Source organism: Corynebacterium sp. LK10 (assembly GCF_008042455.1).
Taxonomy (GTDB): Bacteria; Actinomycetota; Actinomycetes; order Mycobacteriales; family Mycobacteriaceae; genus Corynebacterium; species Corynebacterium jeikeium_D.
Window position 1 is genome coordinate 112,350 of sequence record NZ_NOVT01000018.1, and the last position, 13,309, is coordinate 125,658.

The 13,309-nt window shown below is 59.7% G+C and carries 12 protein-coding genes; 9 read left to right on the forward strand and 3 right to left on the reverse strand.

Annotated elements, in window-relative coordinates:
• Positions 1-2: 2 nt before the first annotated feature.
• Positions 3-200 (reverse strand): hypothetical protein, encoded by a 198-nt coding sequence (locus CHU70_RS07820; RefSeq protein WP_048732933.1) that lies wholly within the window; start codon positions 198-200, stop codon positions 3-5.
• Between the two features lie 264 nt (positions 201-464).
• On the opposite strand from CHU70_RS07820, the gene CHU70_RS07825 reads away from it, so the two are divergent.
• From CHU70_RS07825 to CHU70_RS07835, 3 genes are all read left to right on the forward strand, one after another.
• Positions 465-1,847 (forward strand): M18 family aminopeptidase, encoded by a 1,383-nt coding sequence (locus tag CHU70_RS07825; RefSeq protein WP_048732931.1) that lies wholly within the window; start codon positions 465-467, stop codon positions 1,845-1,847.
• Positions 1,848-1,982: 135 nt separating this feature from the next.
• On the forward strand, positions 1,983-3,398 hold the full coding sequence (locus tag CHU70_RS07830) for a M20 family metallopeptidase (RefSeq protein ID WP_049193643.1): 1,416 nt from the start codon (positions 1,983-1,985) through the stop codon (positions 3,396-3,398).
• A gap of 4 nt (positions 3,399-3,402) precedes the next feature.
• Complete coding sequence (locus CHU70_RS07835) at positions 3,403-4,746, forward strand: alpha-amylase family protein (protein ID WP_070546451.1); 1,344 nt, start codon at positions 3,403-3,405, stop codon at positions 4,744-4,746.
• A gap of 168 nt (positions 4,747-4,914) precedes the next feature.
• On the opposite strand, the gene CHU70_RS07840 is transcribed toward CHU70_RS07835, so the two are convergent.
• On the reverse strand, positions 4,915-5,112 hold the full coding sequence (locus CHU70_RS07840) for a hypothetical protein (RefSeq protein WP_147719112.1): 198 nt from the start codon (positions 5,110-5,112) through the stop codon (positions 4,915-4,917).
• Positions 5,113-5,200: 88 nt separating this feature from the next.
• Entirely contained in the window at positions 5,201-7,252 is a 2,052-nt protein-coding gene (locus CHU70_RS07845; protein ID WP_070546452.1) for a hypothetical protein, read from the reverse strand.
• Between the two features lie 157 nt (positions 7,253-7,409).
• On the opposite strand from CHU70_RS07845, the gene CHU70_RS07850 reads away from it, so the two are divergent.
• From CHU70_RS07850 to CHU70_RS07875, 6 genes are all read left to right on the forward strand, one after another.
• Positions 7,410-8,018: an ECF transporter S component gene (locus tag CHU70_RS07850; protein ID WP_147719111.1), complete on the forward strand. Its 609-nt coding sequence runs from the start codon at positions 7,410-7,412 to the stop codon at positions 8,016-8,018.
• Between the two features lie 9 nt (positions 8,019-8,027).
• The gene (locus CHU70_RS07855; protein WP_070546454.1) at positions 8,028-9,644 is read left to right on the forward strand and encodes an ABC transporter ATP-binding protein; all 1,617 of its coding nucleotides are present in this window, start codon (positions 8,028-8,030) and stop codon (positions 9,642-9,644) included.
• Positions 9,641-10,459, forward strand: coding sequence for an energy-coupling factor transporter transmembrane protein EcfT (locus tag CHU70_RS07860; protein WP_070566834.1), 819 nt, complete (start codon positions 9,641-9,643; stop codon positions 10,457-10,459). The genes CHU70_RS07855 and CHU70_RS07860 overlap by 4 nt, the downstream gene beginning before the upstream one ends.
• A gap of 19 nt (positions 10,460-10,478) precedes the next feature.
• A complete protein-coding gene (locus CHU70_RS07865; protein ID WP_070566832.1) occupies positions 10,479-10,994 on the forward strand; it encodes a hypothetical protein in 516 nt (171 codons plus the stop codon).
• Positions 10,994-11,839: a YdcF family protein gene (locus tag CHU70_RS07870; protein WP_069359577.1), complete on the forward strand. Its 846-nt coding sequence runs from the start codon at positions 10,994-10,996 to the stop codon at positions 11,837-11,839. Before CHU70_RS07865 ends, CHU70_RS07870 begins: the two co-directional genes overlap by 1 nt.
• Before the next feature lie 107 nt (positions 11,840-11,946).
• Positions 11,947-13,131 carry an acyl-CoA dehydrogenase family protein gene (locus tag CHU70_RS07875; RefSeq protein WP_016422383.1) on the forward strand — a complete coding sequence of 395 codons (1,185 nt, stop codon included), beginning with the start codon at positions 11,947-11,949 and terminating at the stop codon, positions 13,129-13,131.
• The last annotated feature ends 178 nt before the right edge of the window (positions 13,132-13,309 follow it).

Consider the following 13,309-nt stretch of genomic DNA (forward strand, 5'->3'; position numbering starts at 1 on the left):
ATTTAGCGGCTCAGCATAGAGACGATGTCACGGGCGGACATGTCGCTGTAGATCTCGTTTCGGGCGCTCTTAACCTGGTGGCCGAAGTGGACTGCGTTAGCGTCACTGCTGGTGTCGCGGGTAAGAGCCTCGCGCAGCGGCTGAGAGAAAAAGGCGCGCTTGGTAGTGAAAGAGCGGGGGAACAGGTTTTCAAGGCTCACGGTATAAACCCTTTCTGTGGTCGGAATCCGGTCGGGACTCCGGTTTGAGAGGTTCTGTATTCAAATGGTTTTCTTTGATGCGGTTGCCACTATATGTCTGAATATGCCCGATATCGAGTTAAAACGGGCAAAAGTGACTAAGTGGATACCGTTCCCAACATGAAAGCTGCATCACACTGTGGACCGGCTCAATGCTCGGTCACGGTCAGTTGTGGGCTCCAATACAATGAAATCCGGAATCAAATGTGAAGTAGGAGTTTGGTTATGGCTATTTCTTCGGCACCCACCCCTGAGTCCCCGGATTCGGCGGATACCTCGGAAGCGGCATCGCGCAGAGTTCCGGCGGCAGCGCTCAGTCACGTTGAGGATTTAATTGATTTTGTGGCTGCGTCGCCAAGCTCATTTCATGCGGCACAACAGGTCGTTGACCGTCTGAGTGCAGCCGGTGCCACGGTCATCGATGAGCACGAACAGTGGCCAAGTAAACCCGGTGCCTACGTCCTGCGTCGCGATGGCGCTGCCGTTGCTTGGATCGTCCCGGAGACGCCGGCTGCCGATTTCACCGGTTTCCGTATTGTGGGTTCCCACACGGATTCGCCCGGTTTTCGTGTGAAGCCCAACGCGCGCACCTCCGCCGCAGGCTATACGCAGGTCGCCGTTGAAGTCTACGGCGGCGCGTTGTTGGGAAGCTGGACCGACCGCGAAATTGAGTTCGCCGGTCGGGTAATTGATAAAAGCGGCAATGAGCACCTTGCTCGCACTGGCCCGGTTGCGCGTATTCCGCAGTTGGCTATCCACCTCAATCGTGCGGTTAACGAAGAGGGGTTGAAGCTCCACAAGCAGAATCACACTGCACCAATCATCGGACTGGATACTTTCGGCACCGATGTGTACCAGGTCATCGCCAATGCTGCGGGCCTGTCTATCGACGACATCGTCGCCTGGGACCTCATTTCCTTCGACACCCAGCAGCCGCGCACCTTCGGTGCTCACGATGAGTTCCTGGCTTCAGGTCGACTCGACAACCTGCTCAGCGTCCACTCCTCCCTGGTTGCCTTCGAGACCTTGCTCCGCCAAAACTGGAGCACGTCAACCACCATCCCCGTCATGGTCGCTTTCGACCACGAGGAAGTCGGGTCCGCCTCCACTACGGGCGCTGCAGGTCCACTGCTTGCCGACGTTCTGTCCCGCATCGCAGCGGCTACAGGCGCTGACCTGGAACGCACCCAGCAGCTCTACCGCGGTTCCATCTGTCTCTCGGCCGACGGCGCACACGGTGTGCACCCGAACTATGCAGGCGAACACGAGCCGGGGCACCAGCCGGAGCTCAATGCTGGCCCAGTGGTAAAGATCAATGCCAACCAGCGCTACGCCACCACGGCGGTTGGTCAGGCCGAGGTTGTCCGAATCGCAGCGGAAACCTCCAAGCGCATTGGCCAGGAAGTGCCGGTGCAGTATTTTGTATCTGCGAACCACAAGCCATGCGGCTCCACTATCGGCCCGATCACTGCAACGCGACTGGGTATCGACACCATCGATATCGGAGCTGCGATGGTCTCCATGCACTCGGCGCGTGAGATGTGCGGCACGATTGATCCATGGTGGTTGGCCGAACTCACCGTGGATTTCTGGGGTGCCGGACACTAGCAGCTCGCTGGCAGCGCTGAAGTCGTCTCTAGCAGTGGAGATGTTGGGGCGCTGTGGCCGTCGTGAAGCGAAAATGGGTGAGGGAATTTCCGTAGCTGCTCGTCGTGGAGCCTATTTTCTGTCATGCTATGAACCATGACTGATGCTAACGACACCCTGCCGTCGCACCGCCTTGAAGTACCTATCGAAGAGGCGGTGGCATGGCGTCGCCAACTGCACCAGAATCCGGAGCTGAGCTTCCGGGAGTACAGGACCTCGGACATGATTGAGGATTTGCTCAATCAGTGGGACATCCCGACGTACCGGTTGACCCCGACGTCCGTAATTGGCGTCATCGAGGGAACAGCGGGCGACCCCAGCACTGGCCGTGTGATTGGCTACCGCGCGGATATTGACGCCCTGCCGATTCAGGAGGAAACGGGACTGCCGTACGCCTCGCGCACGCCAGGTGTGATGCACGCCTGTGGGCATGATGTTCACACGGCGATGCTGCTGGGCACGGCGAAGGTGCTCTCTGGAATGCGCGATCAACTGCACGGCAAGGTGCTGTGCATCTTCCAGCACGCCGAAGAAATGCTGCCGGGCGGTGCTCGTGAGCTGGTCGACAAGGGCGCCGCCGATGACTTAGATGAGGTCTATGCCTTCCACGTCGCGCCGCATCCGGTGGGGCATGTGGGGATTTGCGCTGGGCGAGTGACAACTATGTCGGGCATCGTCTCCATCGCGATTCGTGGCCGTGGCGGACACTCCTCGAACCCGCAGCTGTCGATTGACCCGGTGCTCATCGCCAGCGAGGCGACTCTCATGCTGAACACGATTGTCTCCCGCGATGTGGATCCGAAGCACATGAACATTGTCAATGTCGGCTCACTGCATTCAGGTGAGGCCGGCAACGTGATTCCGGATACGGCCAACCTGGAAGTGTCCATCCGCTCGGTGGATGAGGCCGACTGGGAGATTGTCTGCCAGCGTATCGAGGCCGTCGTCAACGGCGTCTGCCAGGCTCACGGTGCACAGGCGACTTTCGACTGGCAGATTCCGTACCCGATGGTGGTCAACGCCGACATTGCGGTCAATCGTGCGTGGCATGCGGCGACGAAGGCGGTTGGCAAGTCCAAGGTGTTCGCTGCCGATCCGTGGGCTCCTTCGGATGATTTCTCGTATTTTTCCCGTGAAGCGCCGGGTTGTTACATGTTCCTCGGCACCGGTGGCCCGGAAGCGGGTAATCCCTTCTTTCTTCACAACTCCAAGTTTAAAATTGTGGAGAGAGCCATGGTCAGCGGCATGCGCACGGAAATTCAAATCGCGCTGGATGCACTGAACCCGTCGAAGAGCCAACCGCCGGAGCGCCCTGTCGCATCTCCGACCATGCCCGCAGCAGGTTCCGTGCCTCCACGGCCGCGGAATGCAGGCCTTGGCACGCCGAAGTCGCATGCGGGCCAGGCGCGGGCGTCGTCAAGCGAATCGGCGGGGGAGACCTCACCGACCCCTGAGGCTGCGACGGCACCAGATAATTCCAATCAGCCTCAGGCACCTAGAGAGGATGCATAGGACAATGTCCACTACCCCCAACGCCCCTGATAAGACGCTCGCTGGCGCCGCACCTGAGTGGACGAAGTGGGCGATTGGATGGCACGTCTATCCACTGGGGTTTGTGGGAGCGCCCATCCGTGAGAAGGATCGAGGCGCCGCGCCGGTCAATCGAATTCGCAAACTGATTGACTGGCTTCCGTACGTCCAGGAGCTCGGGCTCAACGTCCTGCAGCTGGCGCCAGTATTCGAGTCGACTAGCCACGGCTACGATACCGAGGACTACTACCGCATCGACTCGCGCCTGGGCACCGAAGAGGACATGAAGGCCGTCATCGAAGCTGCCCATGAGCGCGGCATCAAAGTGCTTTTCGACGGTGTCTTCAACCACATCGGGGCAGAGGCGCCCGCGCTGAAGACCGCGAAGGAAAACCCTGACTCTGAAGAAGCGCAGCTCTTTGCGTTTACGCACTCAGATGGCGACATGACCGCGCCGGTGTTTGAGGGACATGAGAGTTTGGTCGAATTCGATCACACCAGTGACGCGACTGTTGATTTTGTCGTGAACGTCATGAATTACTGGCTGGCGCGGGGGATTGATGGCTGGCGCCTGGATGCGGCCTACGCAGTGGATCCACAGTTCTGGCACAAGGTTTTGCCGCGAGTGCGTGCTGAGCACCCGCATGCTTTTATCTACGGGGAGGTCATCCACGGCGACTATGCGGAGATTGTGTCGGTGTCCGGCATGGACTCGGTGACGGAATACGAGCTGTGGAAAGCGACCTGGTCGGCGCTGAAGGAGGAAAACTTCTTCGAGTTGGACTGGACTCTGAAGCGCCATAACACCTTCGCGGAGTCTTTTGTGCCGGTGACGTTTGTGGGAAACCACGATGTTTCACGCATTGCGACACAGGTAGGGGCCGACAAGGCCGTGCTGGCGGCAGCGGTGCTGTTTACCGTGGCCGGTGTGCCACTGGTCTACTACGGTGACGAACAGGGCTATACCGGTCTCAAAGAGGAACGCATCGGCGGTGACGACCAGGTCCGTCCAGTGTTCCCGGATAGCCCGGAGGAACTCTCTACGCTCGGCGAGGCTCTCTACCGCTCCTATCAGCAGCTCGTTGCGTTGCGCCGCCGCTTCCCATGGCTGCACTCCGCTCGCGTGGAGACTGATGAATTGCGCAATGGTTTCCTTCGCTACCGCGTGATCGCGACCGATGCGGCGCTCGTGGACGATGCTGCCGGGGCCTCGGGTGAGGCTGGAGCTTCCGGCGAGATGCCCTCGCTCATTGTCGAGCTGAACCTGGAAAATGGCGCAACGAGTGCGGTAATCCGTGATGGTGACCACGTGGAATTTGAGTTTTCCTAAGCTCTCATCGTGGCTCTAGGCTGCCCCCAGAGAACCAAAACCGCCCGGACACCATGGCCGGGCGGTAATTCTTTCGTGCCCCATCGATGAGTGGGCACAAGGAGTAGTGACTGCGTTTCTGTTTGCTAACTACCCCGGTTTTCGCAGTTTCAATTAGTGAATCTGCAGTTACATCCCTGCGGTCTCAGCAGGAGTCATCTCGTCGGAGGGTGCCGGGGTGGTGGCCTTCTGCTCGAAGGTCTCCGACGGGTTGGCCTGGTCGCCGACCTTTACGTCCGAGTCAACCTCGTTCGGGGGAGAGCAAGCGACCAGGGCTGCTGCGGCAATGGCGGATGCGGCGATAGCGCCGGCGATGCGGTTACGCATGGATGTGGCTCCTCTGTCGGAAAAACAATAGCTACAAGGGCTAATGAACTTTTCTCACATTATCTTAAAGCAATATCTTAGAGGATTCTTAACGGCTTGCGGGAACCAAGGGGCCAATCGCCCCCGCGCCGATGCATAGCGTTGCCCCCGGAGTCGCTTTTTCCACATCGACACGGAGAGTATTTCCGCCACCGTTGAGGTACGCATAGCGCGGCCGCAGATCGTTGTTCATCTTCACGACCGTGGAACCAGCGCGGGTTTGCTCTTCAGTCTCGAAAGGATTGGGTAGCGACAGGCGCACATCCATGTCCTCAGAGGCGGTGGCCGGGAACTCGAGCACCCAGTCGCCGAGCTTGATGATGTTCTCAAGCTTGATGTCCTCCGACGCAGTGCCGTCCTCACCAACTGTGATGCGATGGCCACACTGCTCGACAGGGCCATCGGTGACCCGGGTGATCTCGGAGACCTTGGCGTCGATAAGCGAACCGTCGGTATTGAACATGCGCGGGTGACCGGTGACGCGCTCAAACGGAGGGCGATCGGAGACTGCATCAAAGACCCGCGAGTACATGTTCATCGGAGCGGCGACGGGCACGAGAATCTCGAAGGGGACGGGCTGGTCAATGAGGTTGTAGTCGATTGCCTTGTCGGGGCCAGCGGCGTCGGCCTCCTCGCGCAGCGCGGACAGCGACGCCTTGGTGTTGCCAATCCACTCCATTGCGATGTCATCAGACCAGGCATTGCGGTAAGTAACCACGGAAATCGAGGAGGTGACAGCCAGTGCGACACCCAGCGACCAAATCAGAATGTGCGTACGAGTCGGTAGCAGAGCCGGCGCCTCGTCCTTTGGCGGGAGTCCCGCCAGGGAGACCGCGACACAGATAGCGATCACGAGCGCGACATCAGAGTAGTAGTGCAGAGTGTGCGCCAGCACGCCAGAGGTGTTCTCTCCCGAGCGGAACAGGGTGATGGCGAACAAGGTGGTGAACATGTACGCCACCGATAGCGTCCACGGAGCCCAGCCACGGTAGTCGCGGCCAATGAGGGTGGCAGACAGAATCAACAGAATAATGCCGCCGAGAGTAATCAGCTGAGACGAAGCGGAGGCAAACGGCTGTCCCGGAGCCCAACGTTCCCAGCTTGTTGGCCCGCCGATGATGCCGGCAAAAATCTGGCCGAGGCCGTTGAAGAACAGTTCGGGCTGTAGCTTGTCAGAAATGAAGCCGGTAGTTTCGGCGGGGCCGAAGTAGTACCACAGTGCCCAGGCGCCGGTCAGCAGCATCGATGGGATCCAGATGACTAGGCCGCGACGGAGAACCTGCAGGATATTGCTGCGCTCCATGTAAGCCAAAGTGATGACAACCAGCATCGAAATCGGCGCGATAGCCAGGGACTTCTCAAAGAATCCCAGCGCCACTGCCAGCAGTACAAACAGACCAGCGGCTTCCCACGGGCGGGGGCCGAAAGAACGACGCATAGTGGTGCGAATAGCGACAATCATGAAAACCACGAATGCCAGGTGGAACGGCTGGGAATTGGCCGCAGCCGACCACCAGGTGTCTCCCGGAAGCATCAGCGGAGTCCAGGCGACGACCGTGATGAGGAAGAGCGACACCAGCGTGCGGCCAGTGAGAAGCTCAAAGAGCTTAGTGGTGGCGTATGTCAGCGCTACCGACATCACGGCCATGGTGATAGCCGGCAGCCACCAGTTCCACGGCGCAATGAGGTGATAGAGGCCTTGCACCAGGAAGGCCAGTGGTGCAAGGTGCCCGTCGTGGTCCTGAAGCAGGTAGTCCTTGCTCAGCAGCGGGGTGTCGTAAAGGTGGCCAACGATGATGAAGTCATCCCAGTAAAAACCATGGCTAGTCAGAACCAGAATGCGAGCGACAAGCTGTATCGCAATAACAACTCCGATGAGTGGCCACCACTGCTTCGCAGACAGGTCAAGTCTCTCGCCCCACGTCAATGTGGGCATGTAGTATGGGCGAGAACTTTCCTGCTCAGCGGTGTTGTCAGCACCACGGAACTCGACAGTTTTCACTGCGGAATCCGCGGCTGTCCCCTCATCGCCGACTGTCGGCGGATGAGGGGTTTGGGCAGTTGGGGTATCTCCAGTAGATGACCGCTCGGCTTTAGTCATGGTTCCTTATGTTATCTAGGCCATCTGCTGGGCGCGGTAGGGTAGGCAAAAGTTAGTGCTTAGGGCGTGTCGGCACAGGCCCCATATGCCGCTAATGAATACATCAAAATCTTTTGAGCAATATCGCTCGAGTTAAAGAAAAATGGGAGCAAGTGAGATGACGCAATCGGCGAGTGCAACACGCGCTAACTTCTCGTGGCGCAATATTGACATCATCATTGCAGCTGTTATCGGCGTGGCCGTTGGCCTGATCTTTGTTATCTGGAACATCATCGGCGGTGCGGGCTATGAAGCAGTCAACGCGCTTACTCCTGGCCTTGGCGGTTTGGTCGCGGGTATGTGGTTCCTCGGTGGGCCGCTCGGCGCGTACATCATTCGCAAGCCGGGTGCCGCTATCTTCGTCGAGGTAATCGCAGCGACAGTTTCAGCACTAATCGGTAACCAGTGGGGTATCTCCACCCTGTACTCAGGTTTGGCGCAGGGGCTCGGCGCGGAGCTGGTGTTCTTTGTTCTGGCGTACAAGAGCTACAACCTGGCCACCGTGGTTATCTCCGGTCTCATGGCAGGTGTCGGCGCGTGGACCTTTGAACTTTTCACCGGCAACCTGGCCAAGACTTTCGAATTCAACGTCATCTACCTGATCTCCACGGCGCTGTCTGGTGCCGTCCTCGCCGGTCTGCTGGCTTACTTCCTGGCTAAGGCACTGGCGGCAACTGGAGCGCTGGATCGGTTTGCCATCGGGCGAGAGCGGCACGGCGACGTCTAGGAAAAATCGATGACAGATGAGGAGTTGACGCGGGGGCCGTCGTCAAGCGGAAATGTCCCTGCGGTGAGCGCGCGGGGGTTCGGATATCGGCACGCGGGGCGCAAAGCTGCGGTACTGAATGACATCACGCTGGACGTCGAGCGTGGTGAAAAGGTGCTGTTGCTCGGCGCGTCGGGGGTGGGGAAGTCGACGCTGCTTGCCGCTATTGCTGGCGTGCTTGGCGACGACTCCGATGGCGAAGCCACCGGAGAGCTCCTGATTGAAGGTTGTACTCCCGCTTCCGCAAGGGGCGCGGTGGGCTTAGTGCTGCAAGACCCTGACTCGCAGACGATTAGTGCCCGCGTTGGCGACGATGTTGCCTTTGGTGCGGAAAACCTTGGCGTTGCCCCGGCTGAGATCGGCAACCGAGTACGCGCCAGCCTGGATGTGGTGGGACTGGATTTGCCGCTGGACCATCCCACGCACCGGCTTTCCGGGGGACAGAAACAGCGCCTCGCATTGGCGGGTGTGCTGGCGATGGGCGCACGGGTCATTTGCTTGGACGAGCCGACGGCCAACATCGATCCGGCCGGTGTGCCGGTACTACGCGATGCGGCGATTACCGCGGCGGAGAGAACCGGTGCGGCGCTGATCGTGGTCGAGCATCGGGTGGATGCGTGGGTCGATGTGGTCGACCGCATCATCGTGCTGGGCCGCGAAGGTGTGATTGCCGATGGTGCGCCTCATCGAGTCTTGGAAGACCACGGGCAGGCTCTGACGGATGCTGGGGTGTGGATTCCGGATGCACCGCCCGCGCTGCCGGACGCGCGTTCCGTTGCCTGCGACCAGGACGGGCACCCTAGCGGTGACATCGCGATTGAAACCCGCGAGTTGGCCATCGGCTATGGCGCGAAGAAGTCTTGGTTCAGCGGTGGCGAAACTGTTGAACCGATTGCTCGCGGTGTATCAATTTCAATCCCATCTCAAGCTTCCACCTGCATTGTTGGTCACAATGGCAGCGGCAAGTCCACGTTAGCGCTGACGCTCGGCGGTCTGCTTGAGCCGATGGCGGGGACGGTCCAAGTGGCAGGCAGCGGTAGCGCGCCGTGGAAGTGGCCGTCGAAGAAGTTGGCTACTCGTATCGGCACGGTGTTCCAGGATCCTGAACACCAATTTGTCACCGGCACCGTGCTGGAAGAGTTGCAGCTCGGCCCCAAGCTCGTCGGTGTTAACGCCGATCAGCGCATCGAGGAATTGCTCGAGCGGCTCCGGTTGACGGCGCTGACCAAGGCGAACCCATTTTCGCTTTCCGGCGGTGAGAAGCGACGTCTGTCGGTGGCGACCATGCTGGCGACAGCGCCGGATATTGTGCTTCTCGACGAACCGACCTTCGGCCAAGACCGCCGGACATTCACCGAGCTGCTCACTTTGCTTCGCCAACTTGCAGACGACGGCCGAACTGTTATTTCGATTACCCACGATCCGTTGGTGGTCCAAGCGATGGGGGACTACGTCGTCGACATGGATGCGTTTCATCCGGAGCGGTCAGGCCGTGCGGCACCGGGACAGCGTGGTTCGGGGGAGCAGGCCGGTCCGAGCAGCAGTAAAGGTTCGCGCGGCCAGGGTGAAGCAGGAGGGACATCGTGACTGAAGTCGGTTCCGCCGGTACGGCTGAAGGTACGCAGAGCGCCGAGCAGAGTAAGCAGCCTTTCCTCGCGACGGTCAACCCGGTAGCGAGAGTACTGGGCCTGTTCTTGCTCACCACACCGCTGCTGATTTCCATCGACTGGGTCTCCGCAGTGGTCGCGCTTGTCTGCACGCTTTTCTTGGTGCCGCTGTCGGGTTTGGGTTTTCGTCGTTTTCTAGGACGCAGCCTGCCACTTCTTATCGCCGCGCCCATCTCTGGAATCTCGATGGCGCTCTACGGCAACCCGGAGGGCAAAGAGTATTTCTCCTTCCTGCTTGCGCATGTGACGGATAATTCTATTTCCCTGGCCATCGCGATTATGTTGCGTGTGCTGGCTATCGGTACTCCAGTTGTCGTGTTGACAGCCAATATCGACCCCACCGATCTGGGCAATGGGCTGGCGCAGATTCTCAAGCTGCCCAGCCGGTTTGTGCTGGCAACGGTGGCGAGTTTGCGGCTCGTCGGCCTATTCATCAGCGATTGGCAGGCGCTGACCCGAGCCCGTCGAGCACGCGGTTTGGGTGACCACGGCGCAATCCGCCGCACTATTTCCCAGGTGTTCGCTCTGCTGGTGTTTGCGCTGCGCCGCGGAACCAAACTGGCTACGGCCATGGAAGCCCGCGGCTTTGGCGCACCGATTAAGCGTACGTGGTGGCACACCTCGACATTGGCCACGCGTGACTATGCCACCATGGCCGCCTGCCTTGCCATCGCCGTCGCAGCAATCAGTATTTCCGTGTGGGCCGGGGAGTTCCGCTTCCTGGGCGTAGCGTAGCAAAGGTGTTTCGATCACGATGATTCTGCTTATCGACGGCCGTTCCGGCAGTGGCAAAACCACCCTTTCGGCAAAGTTGCACAGTATCCTCGGTTGGCCAGTTATCCACTTGGAGGATGTATATCCGGGCTGGTCCGGTCTGCAGAAAGCATCGGCCGCAGTTGCGGAGACCATTTTGAACCCCGCTCTACCGGCCGATGAGCGCGGGTATCGCCGGTGGGACTGGTACGCCAGTGAATTCGCCGAGTGGGTCCCCACGCCACCGGACTCCTCGCTCATCGTCGAAGGCTGCGGCGCTGTCACTGAAGCTAACCTTGCCGCTGCCCGCGCCATCGGCGACGGCAACGCCTGGGGAGTCTGGGTAGAGCTGGACACACAGACTCGATTTGCCCGTGCCATGGCTCGCGACGACCACTTCGAGGAACACTGGGACATGTGGGCCGAGCAGGAATCCCAGCATATGGCGAAGCACAATCCGCAACAGCTCGTCGACTGGACCATCAACGTCCCAGAACAGTTAACGTGGAAGCTCTGATGAGAAAAACACTCGCGTGCCTCGGTGCAGGCTTCGGTTCCATGCTCCTCGTCGGCGGACTACGCGTCGCCGCTAATTCGGAGCTACGCCCACCACGCCTGCCCAATCGCAGACCTCCGCGGTGGGTTCTTCCCACAGTAGGTGCCGCGTGGACACTGGCCAGCTGCCGCGCCTACTACGCTCGCGCATCGCATCGCTTGACGACGCCCCTGCTCGCCGGCCTCGCAGTACCAGGAGCCGCAGCGATCGTTTTCGAGGCCGTTCGCCTTCGATGTGCAGCCCAAAAACCAACTCTGCCGCCACACACCGTGGTTGTACTGGGATGCGGATTGAAGAACAATCGGCCCTCGGCCCTGCTGGCCAGAAGATTACAGCGAGCAGTCTCAGCGTGTGATGAGCGTACCGAGCGAATCATCTGCTCCGGTGGGGTCGGCAGTGAAGCGGTGACAGATGCCACCTGCTCCGAAGCGGACGCCATGGTGGAGTGGTTGGAGGCGAACGCTGGGGACGTCGTAAAGCGCGGCGACATCGAGTTGATCCCCGAGGACCAATCGACGAATACGTCGGAAAACATTGACTATGCGTGCGAATTGATGCGCGGCATGGACGGTGCGTTGAGCGCTGGAACGGTTGTTGTGACCAGTGATTTTCATGCGCCACGGGTAGCGAAGCTCATGCGCGAACGGGGGCTGGAACCCTGGTGTGTCGTCGGCGCCTATACGCCGTTGAGGTACTGGGCGACATCGCTGCTGCGGGAATTCCTCGCGCAGTTTATTCTGTGGGCGCCGAGCGGCAACGCGAGAATTTTACGAATTTCGCGGGTAGAGCGAAGCGTTAGCCACTAGTATCGAACGAAGATAAATACGTCGTGCGGTGATAGTGCTGCGTAGAAATGCGTAGAGCGCGATATCGAACACGACATCGGAATCATTAAATCGGGAGGAACACCCACATGGCTTTGACCCCAGGATTCGACCTGTTCCAGCTGCCAGAGGAGCACCAGGAGCTCCGCGCCGTTATCCGTGATCTGGCGGAGAAGCAGATTGCTCCGTACGCAGCGGACGTCGATGAGAACGAGCGTTTCCCGGAGGAGGCCCTGAAGGCTCTCAACGAGGCTGGATTCAACGCCGTCCACGTGCCGGAGCAGTTCGGTGGTCAGGGTGCGGACTCGGTTGCGGCCTGCATTGTCATTGAGGAAGTTGCTCGTGTCTGTGGCTCGGCTTCTCTTATCCCGGCTGTGAACAAGCTGGGCACCATGGGCTTGATCCTCAAGGGCTCCGACGAGCTGAAGAGCAAGGTCCTGCCGGACATCGCCAACGGTGAAATGGCTTCCTACGCACTGACTGAGCGTGAGGCCGGTTCGGATGCCGGTTCCATGAAGACCCGCGCGGTCCGTGAGGGCGATGAGTGGGTCCTCAACGGCTCCAAGTGCTTCATCACTAACGGTGGCCGCTCCACCTGGTACACCGTCATGGCTGTCACCGACCCGGAGAAGGGTGCCAACGGCATCTCTGCATTCATGGTCCACAAGGACGACGAGGGTTTCCGCGTCGGTGGCCTGGAGCACAAGCTGGGTATCAAGGGTTCCCCGACCGCGGAGCTGTACTTCGAAAACTGCCGCATCCCGGCTGACCGCATCATCGGCGAAGAGGGCACCGGTTTCAAGACTGCCCTGGAGACCCTGGACCACACCCGCCCGACTATTGGTGCACAGGCACTGGGCATCGCGCAGGGTGCATACGACTACGCTGTTGGTTACGTGCAGGAGCGCCAGCAGTTCGGCAAGCCGATCGCTGCTTTCCAGAACACCCAGTTCATGCTGGCTGACATGCGTATGAAGATTGACGCTGCTCGTCTCATGGTCTACACCGCAGCCGCTAACGCTGAGCGTGGCACTGCTGAGGGCGGCGCTCGCCTGGGTCTGATGGCCGCAAACGCCAAGACCTTCGCCTCTGACGTTGCTATGCAGGTCACCACCGATGCCGTGCAGCTGCTCGGCGGTTACGGCTTCACCCGTGACTTCCCGGTTGAGCGCATGATGCGTGACGCCAAGATCACCCAGATCTACGAGGGCACCAACCAGATTTGCCGCATGGTCGCAGGTCGCCAGATTCTCGCAGACGCACAGAAGCGCTAATCACCAGCGCAAACTCTAAGCCCTCGCTGAAATGGCGGGGGCTTTTTCATGCTGCCACATCACTCAGAATTTGTCTCTTAACCCCAACGCGCGCTAGTGACTGCGTTTATGGTCGGCGGCGGTGGGGCGATGCGAGTTACTGACTGCGTTTATGACAGAAATGGCCCGAAAAACGGCT